16 protein-coding genes are annotated in these 15,499 nt (G+C 72.0%); 2 read left to right on the top strand and 14 right to left on the bottom strand.

Annotation, left to right across the window (positions count from 1 at the left end; all coding sequences use genetic code 11):
• The 4 genes from HNR73_RS32475 to HNR73_RS32460 form a co-directional block, all read right to left on the bottom strand.
• Nucleotides 1–639, bottom strand: a complete 639-nt coding sequence (locus tag HNR73_RS32475; RefSeq protein ID WP_184791525.1) for a hypothetical protein — start codon at nt 637–639, stop codon at nt 1–3.
• Nucleotides 640–718: 79 nt separating this feature from the next.
• The gene (locus HNR73_RS32470) at nt 719–1,378 is read right to left on the bottom strand and encodes a maleylpyruvate isomerase family mycothiol-dependent enzyme (protein ID WP_203686539.1); all 660 of its coding nucleotides are present in this window, start codon (nt 1,376–1,378) and stop codon (nt 719–721) included.
• Nucleotides 1,375–2,628 carry an RNA polymerase sigma factor gene (locus tag HNR73_RS32465; protein WP_184791524.1) on the bottom strand — a complete coding sequence of 418 codons (1,254 nt, stop codon included), beginning with the start codon at nt 2,626–2,628 and terminating at the stop codon, nt 1,375–1,377. Before HNR73_RS32465 ends, HNR73_RS32470 begins: the two co-directional genes overlap by 4 nt.
• A gap of 5 nt (nt 2,629–2,633) precedes the next feature.
• A complete protein-coding gene (locus HNR73_RS32460) occupies nt 2,634–2,972 on the bottom strand; it encodes a YciI family protein (RefSeq protein WP_221331248.1) in 339 nt (112 codons plus the stop codon).
• Between the two features lie 183 nt (nt 2,973–3,155).
• Here HNR73_RS32460 and HNR73_RS32455 point away from each other — a divergent pair, with 183 nt between their 5' ends.
• Nucleotides 3,156–3,893: an SDR family oxidoreductase gene (locus tag HNR73_RS32455; protein WP_184791522.1), complete on the top strand. Its 738-nt coding sequence runs from the start codon at nt 3,156–3,158 to the stop codon at nt 3,891–3,893.
• 40 nt (nt 3,894–3,933) lie between these two features.
• On the opposite strand, the gene HNR73_RS32450 is transcribed toward HNR73_RS32455, so the two are convergent.
• The 6 genes from HNR73_RS32450 to HNR73_RS32425 all read right to left on the bottom strand — a co-directional run bounded on the left by HNR73_RS32450 (nt 3,934) and on the right by HNR73_RS32425 (nt 9,569).
• A complete protein-coding gene (locus HNR73_RS32450) occupies nt 3,934–4,815 on the bottom strand; it encodes an RNA polymerase sigma-70 factor (RefSeq protein ID WP_184791521.1) in 882 nt (293 codons plus the stop codon).
• Nucleotides 4,816–4,902: 87 nt separating this feature from the next.
• Nucleotides 4,903–5,454 (bottom strand): GNAT family N-acetyltransferase, encoded by a 552-nt coding sequence (locus HNR73_RS32445; protein WP_184791520.1) that lies wholly within the window; start codon nt 5,452–5,454, stop codon nt 4,903–4,905.
• Nucleotides 5,451–5,957 carry a redox-sensitive transcriptional activator SoxR gene (gene soxR, locus HNR73_RS32440; RefSeq protein WP_184791519.1) on the bottom strand — a complete coding sequence of 169 codons (507 nt, stop codon included), beginning with the start codon at nt 5,955–5,957 and terminating at the stop codon, nt 5,451–5,453. Before soxR ends, HNR73_RS32445 begins: the two co-directional genes overlap by 4 nt.
• Before the next feature lie 23 nt (nt 5,958–5,980).
• On the bottom strand, nt 5,981–7,459 hold the full coding sequence (locus HNR73_RS32435; protein ID WP_184791518.1) for an MFS transporter: 1,479 nt from the start codon (nt 7,457–7,459) through the stop codon (nt 5,981–5,983).
• A gap of 98 nt (nt 7,460–7,557) precedes the next feature.
• A complete protein-coding gene (locus HNR73_RS32430; protein ID WP_184791517.1) occupies nt 7,558–8,751 on the bottom strand; it encodes a hypothetical protein in 1,194 nt (397 codons plus the stop codon).
• A 116-nt stretch (nt 8,752–8,867) separates the two neighbouring features.
• On the bottom strand, nt 8,868–9,569 hold the full coding sequence (locus tag HNR73_RS32425) for a helix-turn-helix domain-containing protein (RefSeq protein WP_184791516.1): 702 nt from the start codon (nt 9,567–9,569) through the stop codon (nt 8,868–8,870).
• An 89-nt stretch (nt 9,570–9,658) separates the two neighbouring features.
• Here HNR73_RS32425 and HNR73_RS32420 point away from each other — a divergent pair, with 89 nt between their 5' ends.
• Entirely contained in the window at nt 9,659–10,801 is a 1,143-nt protein-coding gene (locus HNR73_RS32420) for a M23 family metallopeptidase (RefSeq protein ID WP_184791515.1), read from the top strand.
• A gap of 61 nt (nt 10,802–10,862) precedes the next feature.
• On the opposite strand, the gene HNR73_RS39240 is transcribed toward HNR73_RS32420, so the two are convergent.
• From HNR73_RS39240 to HNR73_RS32405, 4 genes are all read right to left on the bottom strand, one after another.
• A complete protein-coding gene (locus HNR73_RS39240; protein ID WP_203686541.1) occupies nt 10,863–11,273 on the bottom strand; it encodes a hypothetical protein in 411 nt (136 codons plus the stop codon).
• A 100-nt stretch (nt 11,274–11,373) separates the two neighbouring features.
• Entirely contained in the window at nt 11,374–11,496 is a 123-nt protein-coding gene (locus HNR73_RS40345; RefSeq protein ID WP_260337579.1) for a hypothetical protein, read from the bottom strand.
• A complete protein-coding gene (locus HNR73_RS32410; RefSeq protein ID WP_184791514.1) occupies nt 11,496–11,879 on the bottom strand; it encodes a hypothetical protein in 384 nt (127 codons plus the stop codon). The genes HNR73_RS40345 and HNR73_RS32410 overlap by 1 nt, the downstream gene beginning before the upstream one ends.
• A gap of 120 nt (nt 11,880–11,999) precedes the next feature.
• Nucleotides 12,000–15,470, bottom strand: a complete 3,471-nt coding sequence (locus tag HNR73_RS32405; RefSeq protein WP_184791513.1) for a tetratricopeptide repeat protein — start codon at nt 15,468–15,470, stop codon at nt 12,000–12,002.
• Nucleotides 15,471–15,499: the final 29 nt, after the last annotated feature.

Below are 15,499 nucleotides of genomic sequence, written 5' to 3'. Positions count from 1 at the left end.
TCACTTCCCGAACACGCCCAGCCGTGTCCACCGGCGCTCGTACTCGCCGATCCACGACTCGGGCGCGTGACGCGCGACCGCCTGCCGCAACTCGTGGCGGTCGCGGCCGGAGAACATCACGTAACGCAGACGCTCGGCGGGCAGGCCGGGACGCGGGGGCTGTTCGGCCACGACCCAGTCCGACAGGTACGGCGACGGCGGTTCGGGCACGCGCAGGAAGACCTCGATCGCCCAGTTGTCGCGCGTGCGGATCGGGCCGCTGACCTTCGGCGGACGCAGGAAACCCACACCGACGGCACTGATCTGCGACCAGGCGACCAACCGCAACCGCTCCTCGCGCAGCCACCAGATCCCGGCCGCGTCGATGGCCACTCCCGGCAGCCGATGCCGCCTGCGCGGCATGACGACCGCGGCCACGATGAACATGACCAGCGTGAGTGAGCACCCCACGGTCAGGACACCGCCGATCACCTTCTCGCCCCCGTCGGCGAAGTCGCCCGTCGCGAACGCGTTTACCAGCAACGCCGTGAGCACGGCGAACAGCAGGACCCCGAGGAGGAGCACCAGCAGGTGACGCCGCCCGCCGTGCCGCGACCACACGGCGTCGGGCGCGGGTTCGGACTGCTGCGTCGGGTGCACGGGGTGAGGGTACGACGGGTGCGCGAACCACGGTGGGCGGAGAGAGCACCCGTCCGGTGCGCTCCCCGGCCTCCGCCGCTCACAGCCTCCCCGCGACCAGCCCCACGCCGGGTCCCTCCAGGGCAGCCAGTCCCGCGCGCCGTCCCGTCGCGACCAGCATCAGGTCGGCGATCGGGCCGCGAAGCTCCTCGCCTTCGCCGTGCGACCAGTCGGTGTCGGTGGCGACGAGGCGGGTGCCGCCCAGGCGCTTGTGGGCGCCGTAGAACCTCCTGGTGACGACCTGCTCGATCGCCGGGACCGCCCCGTCGACGGCCATCTCGTGCGTACGCCCCAGCGGGCGGGCGATGTCCTGCGCGTGGGCCAGCGCGTCGACGAGCGGGTCGAGCGGCGCCGAACCGAGCGTCCGGTGCGCCGAACCGGCCGTCTCACGCATCTGGGCGATCAGTTCGGCCGGGGTGTAGGCGACGGCGCGGTCCTTGGCCAGGCGGAACTCCATCCGGTCGAAGTCACCGCGGGCGCGCAGCGCGCCCTTGAAGATCATGCCGAAGGTCGTGCGCGTCGACAGGGTCAGGTGGGCGGCGACGTCCCGCACGGTCCAGCCCGCGCAGAGGGAGTCGGCCGACCAGTCGCGTTCGTCGAGGCTGTCGAGGAGGTCGGCGAAGCTCAGTCGGGCGGCCTTCACCAGGGCGAGGATCTCTTCGTCGCGCATGGTCTTCCCACTTTCGAGGATGGTGGTCACGGCTGATCGGTCCTTTCGGTGGCGTCCAGTCGGCGCTGGAGCATCGCGCGTTCGGGTTCGGTCCCGGCCAGGCCGATGGCCTCGCGGTAGGCCGCGGCGGCCTCGGCGTGCCGGCCGAGCCGGTGGAGCAGGTCGGCGCGGGCGGCGGGGTAGGGGTGATGGCCGCGCAGCAGCGGTTCGCCGGCGAGCGCGTCGAGCAGGTCGAGCCCCGCCTGGGGTCCGTCGCGCATGGCGACGGCGGCGGCACGGTTGAGCCTGACGACGGGGGAGGGCGCCAGGGCGTGCAGGACGTCGTACAGGGCGACGATCTGCGCCCAGTCGGTGCTCGCCAGGTCGGCGGCCTCGTCGTGTACGGCGGCGATCGCGGCCTGGACACCGTAGGGTCCGGGCGGGCCGCCGGTGAGGGCCGCGACGGCCAGTTCGCTCCCGTCGGTGATCATCGGCGCGTCCCAGCGGGAGCGGTCCTGGTCGTCGAGCAGTACCGGTTCACCGCCGGGGCCGGTCCGGGCGTCGCGGCGGGCGTGGACGAGCAGCATCAGCCCGAGCAGCCCGGCGACCTCCCGCTCGGCGGGGAGCAGTCGGCGCAGGATCCGGGCGAGCCGGATCGCCTCCTCGGCGAGGTCGAGCCGCTGCAGGTTCGCCCCTGAGCTGGCCGCGTAGCCCTCGGTGAAGATCGAGTAGAGGACCTGGAGGACGCCCGGGAGGCGTCCGGGCAGTTCGTCGGCGCCCGGGACCCGGAAGGGGATCCGGGCCTCGCGGATCTTCTTCTTGGCGCGGGTGATGCGTTTGGCCATCGTCGCGCTCTCGACGAGGAAGGCCCGGGCGACCTCCGGCGTGGTCAGTCCCGCGAGGCAGCGCAGGGTCAGCGCCGTGCGGTCCTCGGCGGCCAGCGCCGGGTGGGCGCAGGTGAAGAACAGCTGGAGCCGTTCGTCGGGGAGCTCGCCGCCGGGTTCGGGTGCGGGGACCGGGTCGGCGCGGTCGGCTTCGACCTGGAGGATCGCCAGCCTCGCGGCGAAGGCCTGGTCGCGGCGGAGCCGGTCGACGGCCTTGCGGCGGGCCGTGGTCATCAGCCACGCGCCGGGCTTGGACGGGACGCCGTCGGCGGGCCAGTGCGCCAGCGCCGCCTCGATCGCCTCGGAGGTGACCTCCTCGGCGAGATCGAGGTCGCCGAAGCGGCGCACGAGCGCGGCCAGCAGCCGGCCGCGCTCCTCGCGGAACACCGCTTCCACCGACGTCGTCGCCTCGCCCATCGCGCTCAGGCCCCGAAGTCGGCGACCGGGCGGACCACGATCGCGCCGTCGCGCGCGCCGGGGCAGCGGGCGGCCCAGTCGAGGGCGACGTCGAGGTCGGGGACGTCGATGACGTAGAAGCCGCCGAGGACCTCGCGCGTTTCGGCGAAGGGCCCGTCGGTGACGGTGCGGGCGCCGTCGGCGGCGACCTGGACGGTCGTGGCGGTCACCAGGTCGGCCAGGGACTCGCCCGAGACCATGATCCCGGCGTCCTGGACCTCCTTGTCGTAGGCCATCCAGTCCTCGACGGTGCAGCCGGCGGCCCCACCGTTGTCGTCGACGGAATTCGCCATGATCAACAGCATGTACTTCACGGGGTTCTCCTCTGTTCGGTGTGCGGCCCCGGTGGCCTCACATCATCACGACGAACGGCCCGGCGCCGAAAGGACAGCCGTGACCCAGGTTTTTTCCCGACGATGTCACAACCGGCGCCCGCACCCGGTCTTAGCCGGTGAAAGAACCCACGCGCCCACTCCAAGGGGAAGCACATGAAGATCGCCGTCATCGGAGGCACCGGACTCATCGGATCCCAGGTCGTGGGGATCCTCGACGCGGGCGGCCACGAGGCCGTCCCGCATTCGCCGAGCAGCGGCCTCGACCTGCTCAGCGGCCAGGGCCTGGCCGAGGCCCTCGAAGGATCCGACGTGGTCGTCAACCTGACGAACTCGCCGACCTTCGACGAGGCCTCGCTCGCGTTCTTCCAGACGACCATGGACAACCTCGTCGCCGCGGCCGCCACCGCCGGTGTCGGGCACCTGGTCATTCTGTCGATCGTGGGCGTCGACCAGGTGCCCGAGCTCGACTACTACCGCGCCAAGACCCTCCAGGAGGACATCCTCAAGGCCGGTCCCGTCCCGTACACGATCGTCCGCGCCACACAGTTCTTCGAGTTCGTCGACGCCGTCCTGTCCTGGACCTCGGACGAGAACACCGTCCACCTGCCCGTCACACCCGTCCAGCCCATGGCGGCCGCCGACGTCGCCGCGGCCGTCGCCGAGGCGAGCGTCGAAGCGCCGCTCCAGGGCGTCCGTAACGTCGCCGGGCCCGAGGTCTTCGCCCTCGACGAACTGGGCCGCGTCACCCTCGCCGCGAAGGGCGACGAGCGTCCGGTGGTCGTCGACGACACCGCGGGCATGTTCGCCGCCGTCAAGGGCGACGTGCTCATCGCCCCGGCGGGCGCCGTCATCGCCAAGACCGCCTACCGCGAGTGGCTCGCCTCCCGCTGAGGCGCCCGGACCCGCGCGGGAGGTCTCGCGCGGGTCCGCCTCAGCGCGTGAAGGCCGTCAGCTTGTCCGGGTTGACCATCCACAGCACCTGATCGATGCCTTCGGCCGAGGCGTTGACCGTGAGCACGCAGTACGCCTCACCGTCGCGCACCAGCACCGCCGAGGCCTGCCCGTTGGTGGTCGCCCACTCGACGTCGACGCCTTCCCAGAACCAGTCGGCGATCGCGACCATGAACTTCGCGACCCGCGTCGGCCCCACCACCGGGCGGCGGGCGACGCGTACGGCGCCGTTGCCGTCGGACAGGCTCGTCGCGCCGGCGGCGAGCAGCCGTTCCAGGGCGGCCATGTCCCCCGAGCGGGCCGCCGTCACGAAGGCCGCCAGCAGTTCCCGTTGGGCCGCCGGGCTCGCCGGGGCACGCCGCTCACCGGCCACGTGCCTGCGGGCGCGGCTGACCAGCTGCCGCACGGCCGTTTCGGTGGAGCGCAGGATCCCGGCGATCTGCGCGTAGGGGTAGTCGAAGGCCTCGCGCAGGACGTAGGCGGCGCGCTCGTTGGGCGTCAGCCGCTCCATGAGCAGCAGTGTGGCGAACTGCAGCGCCTCGCCGCGTTCGGCGCCGAGGTAGGGGTCGGCGTCGGTGTCGACGGGCTCGGGCAGCCAGGGTCCGATGTAGGTCTCGCGGCGCGCGCGGGCCGACTGGAGAGCGTTGATGGCCAGGCGGGTCGCGGTCGTCGCCAGGAACGCGTCCGGGCTGACCACTACCGTCCGGTCGCAGGTCTGCCAGCGCAACCAGACCTCCTGTACGAGGTCTTCGGCTTCGCCGGCGCTGCCGAGCATGCGGTAGGCGATGCCGAACAGGCGCGGACGCAGCCGGGTGAAGACCGCGGCGGCGTCGTCCAGGTCGGCGGCGAGCGAATCGGTCACGGACGGCCCCTTTCTGTCGCGCGCTGGTACCCCGACGTGTCCATCATGGCCCTTCCGCGCCGAGCGGAACCCGGCGGCGCGCGCCGCCTACGCGCGTGCGCCCTCCCGGACGTGCAGGTGGTCGTCGGAGCCGTGCTCGCCGCTGGCCGGGAGGACCGAGTGGAACGCGAAGCCGGTCTTCTCCGCCACGCGGCAGGAGGCCTCGTTGTCGGCGGCGTGGCGCAGGACGAGGCGGCGCAGGCCGTTCTCGCCGAAGGTCGCGAAGGCCCAGTCGGCCAGCGCGGTCAGCGCGCGGGGCGCGATGCCCCGCCCGCGTGCGGCGGCGCTGGTCCAGTAGCCGACCTCGGCGCTGTCGTCGGAGGGGTCGGGGCGTTTGAGGACGACGTGGCCGAGCGGGCGGTCGGAGCCGTCGTCCTCGCAGACGGCGAAGCTCATGCGGTCACCCTCGGTCCAGCCGCGGTCCTGGACGCCGAGCCACTGCAGGCCACCGGCGGTGCCGTCGACGTTGAACTGGGTGAAGCGCCGCTGGTCGGGGTCGGAGTAGGCGGTGACGACGGCTTCCAGGTCGGTGTCGCGCCAGCGGCGCAGCACCAGCCCCATCCGTGCGTCGGTCGCGGCGACGCGGATCTCGGCGGTCATCGTGGGTCCTCTCCGGCCAGTGGATCATCGACCCTAGCCGATGCGTTCGGTGGGCCGGACTCCTGGAGCCGCACCGGTCCCGGTCCCTGGTCGCCGAGGGCGTCGTCGGGGTTGAGGAGCAGGCAGGCCTTCATCGACAGGCAGCCGCAGCCGATGCATCCGGTGAGTTCGCGTTCGAGGCGTTCGATGGCGTGCCGGCGCTCCTCCAGCCGGAGTTTCCAGTCGCGGGAGAGGGTCCGCCACTCGTCTTGGGTGGGCGCGCGGTCGGCGGGCAGGGGCGCGAAGACCTCGGCGACGTCGGCCAGGGGGATGCCGAGGCGTTTGGCGACGATGATCAGCGATATCCGGCGGAGCATGTGGCGGGAGTAGACGCGCTGGTTGCCGGGGCCGCGTTCGCTGGAGACGAGTCCTTTGCGTTCGTAGAAGTGCAGGGCGGAGGCGGGCACGCCGGACCGGCGGACGACCTCGCGGATCGTGAGGTGGTCGTCGGGGCTGTGCAGCATCGGCGTGCCTTCCGGGCGGGCGGTCAGGTGGTGCGGGTGGACGGTTCGCCTCGACCGTAGATCAAGATCGCGACGACCACCGACAGCAGCAGGCACAGCCCGGCGACGCCGAACTGGGTCGTGCGCCAGGACCATGTGAAGGCGTCGAGTTCGGTGGCCGCGCCGGCGGGGGAGAGGTGCCCGGAGCTGACCGAGGCGGCGCGTTCGGCGTCGCCGAGCCGGGCGGTCAGCAGCCCGCCGAGAGACGCGCTGAAGGCGGCGATGACCAGCGCCTCGGCGGCGCCTCGCAGCGTGTTGAGGAAACCGGCGGCGACGCCCACGGTGTCGGCGGGGACCAGGCTCATGGCCTGGCCGTCGGTGATGCCGAAGGACGCGCCCATGCCCACGCCGATCAGCAGCAGCGGGACGGCGGCGACCGCGACGGCGTTGTCGGCGTCGAGAGCGGTGAGCCAGAGGTTTCCCGCGACCACGAGAACCAGAGAGGCCATGATGACCAGGCGGGCGGACACACCCCGGTCGACGAGGCCCGCGGCGGCCATGGGCGCCACGAGCACGGGCGCGGTCAGCAGGAGCATCGCGGTGCCCGCTTCGGCGGGGGAGAGTCCGGCGGCGGCCTGGAGGTAGGTCGGGAGGAACACCAGGGCGCCGAGGAAACCGATCGAGGTCGTCAGGGTCGCCGTGCTCCAGCCCAGGAAGGGGCGGTTGGCGACGAGCGCGGGCGTCAGAACGGGTGCGGCGGCGCGCTTCTGGACCAGTCCGAAGGCGACCATGGCCAACACGCCGCCCACCGCGGTCGCCAGGACCACCGGATCGGTCCAGCCCAGCGTCGAGCCTTCGAGCAGGGCGAACATCAGCAGCGCCAGCGACGCGACGAACAGCGCGCTGCCGACCGGGTCGGTGCCCCCGCCCTCCGCGCGCGATTCACGGGTGCGGGTGGCGCCAAGGGCCACGAGCAGGGCGACGGCGGTGAAGGCGATGAAGCCGCCGCGCCAGCCGGTCGCCGAGACGAGCAGGCCCGACAGGGTCGGGCCGATCGCGATGCCGACGCCGGCCATGGTGCCCATGAGCGCGAAGGCCCGGCGGCGGGCCGCGCCGTCGTATGCCGACGCGAGCAGCGCCCCACCGGCCGCCATGATCCCCGCGCCGCCGGCGCCGGAGACGACGCGGGCGATGTCGGCGACGACGATCGACGTGCTCGCCGCCGTCGCCGCGAAGCCGCCCGCGAAGACCAGCGCGGCGAGGGTGAAGACCCGCCGCCGCCCGAGCCGGTCGGCCGCCGCCCCGGCGACGAGTGTCATGGCCGCGAAGGCCAGGTTGTATCCGGCGACGATCCAGTTCAACGGCGAACCGGCGGCGCCCAGCTCCTCGCCGATGCTCGGCAGCGCCACCGCCGTCCCGGAGATCGACATGGCGACCAGGACGACGCCGACCAGCACGACCGGGAGGGTGAGCGGTGAGGTTCGTGCCGGTGGCGCGTCCGCCGTCGCTCGCGCGGTGTCCATGAGTGCCCCTTTTCCGATCGGTGACGGGATGGGGCACAGGACATCAGTTCAACCGTGGTTGAGTGCAAGCCTCGTTGAGGCTCGTCACACGCTCCAGGTCACTCAAGCGCCTCCAGCATCGGGTTGCGCGACCACTCCATGACCTTCCGGGCGTCGCGCTTGAGCCCGGCCCAGTCGACACCCGGCGTGAACAGCCCGCGGAACTCGAAGGGGATCAGGTTCAGCCCGTCGATCGAGGTGTCGACGCCGACCTCCTTCATCCCGCCGAAGAGCACCTTCTGGCTGATCCGCCGGCCGTTTCCCAGCCCGGCCCCGATGTACTCGTCGAGGGCCGCGCTGCCGTCGGCGGGACTGTCCAGGATGTACTTCTCGGGCAGGTCGAGGCCGTGGGCGGCCTCCAGCTTGGCGGCGAAGGCGTCCAGCACCGTCTCGGACTCGGCCGCGAGAACCGCCTGGGCGCTCTCCGACAGCACGCCGTACAGCTGCGACAGCGTGGCGCGCGGCAGGGCGGCGATCTTGTTCTTCACCTGCCCCCGGCCGAACGGCAGCTGCTGGTTCACCGCCTCGATCTTGTCCTCGTCACGGTCGTCGGCGTCCTCCAGTTCTTCGAGCTGCTTTTCGAGCGTCCGCTCGACCCACACCACCGTGTGCATGTACAGCAGGGCCAGATGCCCGACCAGTTCCTCCCGCACGAGGGACGCCGCGTGGGGCTGGTCTTCCAGCGCGCGGATCTCGTCGGTGAGGCCGTCGGTGATCGTGGCGGCCACGGCGAGGCCGTTCGTCAGGTGCGTCTTCGCGCGCGAGACCTCGTCGTCGTCGACGACCACACCGGAGATGCCGGTGAGCATCCTGTGCCATTCGAGCGGCGTGAAACCCACCGTGTAGTGGACGTACATCTCGCCCTCGTCATCATCGTCGGGGCACTCGGCGACGAGGAGGTCCTCGGTGTCGCCGTAGGCCGGGACGTTGTAGTACATCAGCGTGTGAGCGCCCTGCGTCGGCGGAACGACCACCCGGAGCGTCCCGGTCGTCGCGTACAGCTGCGTCCAGACGCTCTCCATCGCGTCGAGCCGCTCGTTCAGCGAGGCCAGCGCTCCCGCCTGCGCCGGGGTCTTCTGGTCGAAGCGCTTGAGCACGAACTCCATGTTCGAGTACTGCCCGTCGGCCGCGCTCATCTTGTCGCTCACGAGCCGGAACCAGGGATGCGACAGCAGTCGCGTGTCGCCCGCCAGCACCGTTTCGTCGTCGTCCGTGACCCGCCTGCGGATCTCGGCTTCCATGCCCATGGCCATGGCCCACCTGCCTTTCGTCCGTGTCGACGCTAAGGCGGCGGCCACACGATCGTCCAGGTACTACGGGCAGCCTCGACTGCCTGCTCACGCACCGATCCGGTGTTGCGAGGGCACCGTCACGGCAGCATCAGCCGGTCGCTCTCCCCGGCGGCGGCCAGTTCGCCGTCGAAGTACAGGTTCGCCCGCGCCAGCACCGGACCCGAGCCCGTGCGGAGCACATCGCTCCAGTGCAGGTCGAACACGTAACGGTCGCGGAAGGACATCACCACGCCGTCGGGCTCCCGGCAGACCTGCACCTCCACGTCGACGTCCCGCTCGGTGGCCACGTGGTTCAGCGAGGCGAAGCCCTCGAAGCGCGACCAGGCCGCACCGAAGCGCGGCGAGTAGCGCAGCTCCACCTTGCCCATGATCACCCGCCGTTCGGTGAGCGCGACCTTGCGCGCGTGCGCGGTGACCGCGTCGGCCGCGCAGCCGGCGCAGTCGGGATCGGCGCCGTCGACCGGCTCCTCCGCCGGCCACGCCGATGCCGGTGGCACCTCGGCGCCCTCCTCGTCGAGCAGGCGCCGTAACACGTGCCAGCGTTCGGTCCACGGCTCCGGATCACCGCCGCACGCCTGGACGAAGGCCAGCAGCACCGGCAGCGACGGCAGCGAACGCCCGGCGGCGGCCTCGGCCAGCGCCGAACGCGAGAAGTACACGCGGGAGGCCATCTCGCGGTAGCTGGGGCCGCCCGCCTCCCGGCGCAGTGCCCGCAGCTCGGCGGCCAGCCGCCCGGCCAGCCCGCCCCTGGGACTCAGCTCGCGTTCCCTGCGGCCCATCGCCACTCCCTCCTCGCCTCGGTTTAGCAGGATTGTCCACGGACATCGCACATCTGGCGAGCCGTGCGGTGATCGTCGACCATGGGCGCATGAAACAGCGAATCTCTGTGGTCCTGGCGCTCGCCACGGCCTTACTCGTGGGCGCGCCGGCAGCGGCCCACGCATCCCCCGTCAGCGCGCAGTCGCTGCGTTCGGCCGTGGATGCGGCCCTGACGCAGCGGGCGACGAAGTCGCACGCGGGCACGCACGTCGAGATCACCCGCCGCGACGGCGACTCCCGGGCCTTCGGCACGGCCGTGCTGAAGTCGGGGAGCGGTACCGACGATCATCCCGAGGGCTGGCTCTTCCTCGCCGAGCGGTCCGGCGGCGCCTGGAAGGTGGCGCTCGACGGGACCACCGCGTTCGGTGACATGGCCGCCGAGAGCGGGCTGCTGTCGGTGCAGGAGCGGGGCGCCTTCACCGGCGGGACCGTCGGCGTCAACGCGGGAAGCGACTTCCGTACCGGCATGCGCCTGCCGTTCGCGGTCGGGCAGAGCTGGGGCATGTACGGCGGTCCGCACCCGTGGGGCAGTTCGGGTGCGTGGAGCTCGCTCGATCTGGCCGGTGGCGACGGGCGGGTCCTGGCCGCGCGCGGCGGGACGGCGTACACGATGTGCAAGGGCTGGGTGCGGGTGATCCACGACCGCGGTTACTCCACCGACTACTACCACCTGTTCAACAACATCTCGGCCAACGGTCTCGCCGTCGGTGAGGGCGCCTTCCTCGGCAACCAGGGCACCGATGTGACCTGCGGCGGTGCGGCGACCGGCGCGCACGTCCACTTCGGACTGCGGCAGAACAGTGCCTACGTCGGCATCGCCGGGCACGGCATCGGCAAGTGGGCGATCGAGAACGGTGGCGCGGCCTACCAGGGTTCGGCGCTGCACGGCAGCAACCGCGTCTACGCCGGCGGCGGCCTGTACAACTACGGTGCCCTGGGCTTCACGCAGGGAGTCGTCGACGCCAACGGCGGCGGGTCGCTCAACAAGCGCTCCGGCCCGGGGACGGGTTACGGCGTGGTCGGTTCGGTCGGGGACGGCGCGACGGTGACGATCTCGTGTTCGTCCTACGGCACCTCGCACACCGGCCGCTACGGGACGACGAACCTGTGGAACCGGCTGAGCGACGGGACGTGGATCAGCGACGCGTTCCTGTGGACGGGCGTGAACGGGACGATCAACGGGTTCTGCTGACCCGGCACGGCGAGGCCGGGCGGGCCATGGTGGTGGCTCGCCCGGCTTTGGTGCGGAGGGGCTATGCGAGGGCGACGGCGAGCATGATCTGGACCAGCCCGAAGAGTGTTCCCACGGCCGAGGCGACCAGGCTGCACGTCGCGATCTGCTGTGGCGCGCCGGTGAACCAGCCGCGGCAGGTCTCGCGGAATTTCTGGAAGGTGAGCAGGGCCTTCAGCCGTTGCCATCGGTGCTGTCGGATGTGGCAGCCGCCGAGCAGCCCGAAGGAGTTGTTGCGGCAGAGACCGTCGGCGGCCCGCACCTTGGCGCCGCACCACGTCCCCACGCCGAAGAGGAGCCAGAATCCGCTTAAGGCGAAGGCCGCGACAGCGAACTGTGGCCCGATCTCCCGCACGAAGAGGAGAAGGACGGCGGCGGCGAGGACGAGGTAGCCCCAGTTCTTCATGGCGAAGCCGGTCTTTTTCCGTGACATGCCTACAGAGAGTGGTCGAGTCGGCTCGGTGGGTGGAACCTTGCTGTCCAGTACCGGACAGGGCCGGGGCACCAGCTGATGCCCCGGCTTCCCAACAGCGTCAGCTCGCCGACGCGACCTCCCCCCGCCCCTCCCGCGCTCCCAGGACCACCGCCGTCGCCGCGATCCACACGAAGCCGGGGAAGCGCGCGATCGGCAGGAGGAAGGCCGCCGGCTCGCTCATCAGGCTCGCCACCGACGCCAGCCCGCCGCGAGCACATCGGGGCGGACGGCCACCCATTCGAGCAGCGCCGACAGCGCCAGCATCACCGCGGCGGCGACGCCCGCCGACTGCGTCACGGCCGCGTAGGCGCCGGATCCTCGCGAGCGCAGGGATTCGGCGAGGCGGGCACCGAAGACGAGCAGCGCCAGTGCGGACACCAGCTGGGTGACGCTCATGAGCCGGGCGGCGGGGGCGTTGCCCGACAGCCAGCCGATGATCTCGTCCTGCGCGGCGAAAGGCGAGGGGTAGGTGCCGTCGCCGATGAGCACGGCGCCGACGAGTCCGGCGGCGAAGGCGCCGACGACGGGCAGTCCGGCGTAGATGAGAACGCGTCCATTGCGCATGAGGGGCTCCTTGACGGGTGGGTTTCGCAGTACCCGAAGCCTTTCGCGCACACCGGGATCCGGCGTCGCCTCACGGCGGTATCCCCGACGGGCCCGTCCGGAGTGGACGCCGAGGGGCGGCTACCCCAGCGAGCGTAGGAACTCCGCGGCCGCGCGCACCTTCGCGGCGTAGGCGCCCGGGTCGGCGGCCCGCACCTCGCGGTAGGCGGCGAGCGCCCGCCCGGCGAGTTCACGCGGGTCGCCGGCGCCGACGATCGCGGCCGTCAGCAGGGCGTTCGCCAGTTGCGGCCGGTGTGCGGCGGGTGCTTCGGCGGTCAGTTCCTCGTAGCGCGCGAGCGCGGTCGTCGCCGACTCCTTCGCCTCCTCGGTTCGGCCGACAGCGTGCAGGCGCAGCGCGTGTTCCTGCTCGGCGAAGGCGAGGTCGGCCCGCATCCGGGGCAGGCCGGTGTACAGCGTGACCGCCGTCGCCGACTCCTCCAGCGCCTCGGTGTCACGGCCGAGCGCGGCCAGCGAGATCGACCGGAAGGTTCGGCACCAGGCGACGTCGCCGATCGCCGACGGACGGCCGTCGGCGGCGATCGCCTCCCACAGTGGCAGTGCGCGGGCGTAGTGGTCGAGGGCTTCGGCGTGCCTGCCGAGTTCGGCGAGCATCGAGCCGTGTCCGTCGAGGGCGTGGGCGAGGTCGTAGTCGCCGTCGAGTTCCTCCGACAGTGCGAGGCACTCGGTCGTGGCGGCGAGGGCGGCGTGGGGTTCGCCGTCGCAGAGGATCCAGGCGCTGTCCGACAGTGTGTTGCGCAGCAGGTCGACGTGTGCGGGCCGGTCCGCGGCGGTGAGCGCGCGGGCGAGTGCGACGGCTTCGCCGATGGGTGCCACCGCTTCGGCGCGTCGGCCCGCTCTCATCAGCCGGTTCGCGAGGGCCTGCCGTAGTTCGGCCCGGGCACGGCGGTCGGGTAGTTCGTCGCAGACGTCGATCTCGGTTCGGGCGTACTCCTCGGCGCGGTCGGCCTGCCCGGCGCGGTCGTGGTACTTCACGGCGTATTTCAGGGATGTGGCCAGTTCGGGCAGGTGGAGTTCGCGGTCGGTGGCGACCTGCTCGTGGCGCAGTTCGACGGCCCGGCGTGAGGTTTCGGCGGCTTCGTCGCCGTCCTGGTAGGAGGCGAGGTTGTGCACGGCCTGCGCGAGCAGTGCGAGGTAGGCCGGGCGGTCGAGTTCGACCATGTCGTCGAGGATCGCGACGGCTTCGGCGGTGTGGTGCCGTGCGCCTTCGGTGTCGCCGGTCAGGCCGAGGGTGTGGCCGTGGTTGAGGGAGGCCTGTCCGAGGTCGGCGCGTAGTTCCGGGCCGCCGGTTTCGGCCAGTTCGGTGCGCAGCCGCAGGGAGTGCGCCGAGGGTTCGACGGCCTCGTCGGGGTGGTCGGCGGCTTTGAGGCGGTGCGCGAGGTTGGCCAGGGCGACGCCGTAGGCCTTGCGCCACAGGCCTTCGGCGGCGAGTTCGGCGAACATCGCGACGCTTTCCCGGGAGCGGGTGATGGCCTCGTCGAGTCGTCCCGTCGCGGCGAGTTTGGCGGCGTGGTTGTCCATGACGGCGGCGGCGTCGGCCAGGAACAGGTTCCGGTCGGTGGCGAGGAGTTCGTCGTAGACGGCCATCGCGCGTGTGGAGGAGGCGAGGGCTTCTTCGTGGCGGCCGAGGGCGTCGAGGTGGTTGCCGTGTTTGTCGAGGCATTCGGCGAGCCTGCGGGCGTCGCGGGTTCCCTCGGGGGCGTCTTCGCAGGCGGCGACGGCTTCGGCGCTGCATGCGGCGGCCTCGCGGAGCCGTCCGGCCGAGGACAGGCAGATGGCGTGGTTGGTCAGGGCCATCGCGCGTTGCGACCATCGGCGGCCGGGGTCGTCGTCGTGGAGGCGGTTTTCCAGGTCGGCGGCCTTGCCCGACACGCGCAGGAGCGCGCGTGGTGGTTCGCCGGCGGCTTGGAGTACGACGAGTCGGCTGGTCAGTGCTCCGGCGTACTGCGCGGTGTACTTGCCGGGGTAGCGCTCGATGAGGGCGTCGAAGAGCTCGATGGCGCGCGCGGACCAGTGCATCGCGGGACGGTGCCTGCCCATCGCCGACAGCAGTCCGGCGTGCACCTGTCGCGACTCGGCCCGTTCGAGGGGGTGGTCGTCGGGGTCGGCCTCGGCGAGTTCGTCGTAGATCCGCATCATGCGGTTGGTGCAGGTCGTGGCGGAGACGTATTCGCGCAGGTCGCGCAGGGCGGCGTGGCGGGTGAACAGGGCGTTGGCCAGTGCCGCGCGGTGGTCGGGCCGGGTGGTGGCCAGCAGGTCGTAGTGGGCGACGGCGTTGGCGGAGTGTTCGAGGGACTCGGTGTGGCGGTCGAGGTGGTTGAGCGCGACGGCCCGGTTGTTGCTGGCGTTGGCCCAGGGTTCGTGGTTGCGCTCGCCCATCGCGTCGAAGAGTTCGCGCCAGGCGGCCAGTTCCCGGTCGCTGTGGGCGAGGGCTTCGGTGTGCCTTCCGGCGCGCAGCAGGAGGACGACGACCTGGCGGAGTGTGGCGGCGACCGGTTCGCGGCCGCATTCCTTGGCGGCGTGGGCCGCTTCGACGATCGCGAGGGCTCGCATGGCGGTGTCGGCGGCCTCGTCGCGCTGTTTTTCCCGCGACTGGAGACCGGCGAGCGCGCGGAAGGCCTGCGACAGTCGCAGGGGCTGGTCGGGGAGGGCCTGCCAGGCGGCGATCTCGCGTTCGGCGGCGGCGATCGCGGCGGTGGTGTCCTCGCCGGCCGTGAGGTCGGTGCGGACGGTGGTCAGGGCGCGGGCTCGCTCGGGGGAGGGGTCGGGGAGCACGTCGAGGAGCCGTTCGACGGCGGCGCGGGCTGCGTCGAGGTCACCGGCGGTGCGCAGGCGCCGGATGTGCGCCTCCAGGAGTGGGGTGAGCCAGTCGGTGATGTCGTGTTCGTCGAGGTCGACGGTCAGGGCGAGGGCGACGGCGCGTTCGGAGTGGGCGACGGCGGCGTGTTTGAGTCCGTGGCAGACCAGGAGGTGGGCGTGTTTGCCGTGGGCGTCGGCGAGGTGCCAGCGGAAGAGGGCGGGGTCGGTGGCGAAGTGCCGTTCGTAGGCCAGGAGGAGCCGTTGTGAGTGCATGAGCGCCTCGTCGAAGCGGTCGGCCTCGGCGAGCAGGTCGATGTTGGCCGCGGCCGCCCGTCCGCATTCGAGGACGACTCCCGAGGAGCCCGTGACGGCCCAGCCGGTGAGCAGGCGAAGCGCGGGTGCGACGAGCCGGATCTGTGCGGTGTCGTCGATCCAGCCGTAGCGCTCGACGGCCGCCCCGACCGTTCCGGCCAGTTCCACCAGGTCGGCGTCGGGTTCGCGGGCCAGTTCGGCGCACAGGTCGAGGATTTCTTCGGCGCAGGCTCCGGCCTGGTCGGTGTAGGGCTCAAGGAGTTCGCCGGCGTTCTCGGCTTCGGCGATCTCGTTGAGGAGCGTGGTCAGTGCTTGCAGCAGTTCGGCGCGGCCGCCCGGCAGTTCACGGGCTTGCGCGACCGCCTCGGCGCGGACCTCGACGGCCTCGGCGAGGCTGCCCGGCTGTGGAGGATGCGTGGTCACACCACGCATCCTCCCTCAACGCCGCCACC

The sequence above is a fragment of the Phytomonospora endophytica genome (genome assembly GCF_014202425.1).
Lineage (GTDB): Bacteria > Actinomycetota > Actinomycetes > Mycobacteriales > Micromonosporaceae > Phytomonospora > Phytomonospora endophytica.
The sequence above is the reverse complement of the archived record's forward strand: the minus strand, read 5'-3'. Positions and strand labels throughout refer to the sequence as shown.

Excerpts from the sequence above, each read along its gene's own strand:
- HNR73_RS32410 (WP_184791514.1), bottom strand. The coding sequence starts at position 11,879 with ATGCGCAATGGACGCGTTCTCATCTACGCCGGACTGCCCGTCGTCGGC.
- soxR (WP_184791519.1), bottom strand. The coding sequence starts at position 5,957 with ATGCTGCACAGCCCCGACGACCACCTCACGATCCGCGAGGTCGTCCGC.
- HNR73_RS32445 (WP_184791520.1), bottom strand. The coding sequence starts at position 5,454 with ATGACCGCCGAGATCCGCGTCGCCGCGACCGACGCACGGATGGGGCTG.
- HNR73_RS32455 (WP_184791522.1), top strand. The coding sequence starts at position 3,156 with ATGAAGATCGCCGTCATCGGAGGCACCGGACTCATCGGATCCCAGGTC.
- HNR73_RS32430 (WP_184791517.1), bottom strand. The coding sequence starts at position 8,751 with ATGGCCATGGGCATGGAAGCCGAGATCCGCAGGCGGGTCACGGACGAC.
- HNR73_RS32465 (WP_184791524.1), bottom strand. The coding sequence starts at position 2,628 with ATGGGCGAGGCGACGACGTCGGTGGAAGCGGTGTTCCGCGAGGAGCGC.
- HNR73_RS32425 (WP_184791516.1), bottom strand. The coding sequence starts at position 9,569 with ATGGGCCGCAGGGAACGCGAGCTGAGTCCCAGGGGCGGGCTGGCCGGG.
- HNR73_RS32420 (WP_184791515.1), top strand. The coding sequence starts at position 9,659 with ATGAAACAGCGAATCTCTGTGGTCCTGGCGCTCGCCACGGCCTTACTC.
- HNR73_RS32460 (WP_221331248.1), bottom strand. The coding sequence starts at position 2,972 with ATGCTGTTGATCATGGCGAATTCCGTCGACGACAACGGTGGGGCCGCC.
- HNR73_RS40345 (WP_260337579.1), bottom strand. The coding sequence starts at position 11,496 with ATGAGCGAGCCGGCGGCCTTCCTCCTGCCGATCGCGCGCTTCCCCGGC.
- HNR73_RS32435 (WP_184791518.1), bottom strand. The coding sequence starts at position 7,459 with ATGGACACCGCGCGAGCGACGGCGGACGCGCCACCGGCACGAACCTCA.
- HNR73_RS39240 (WP_203686541.1), bottom strand. The coding sequence starts at position 11,273 with ATGTCACGGAAAAAGACCGGCTTCGCCATGAAGAACTGGGGCTACCTC.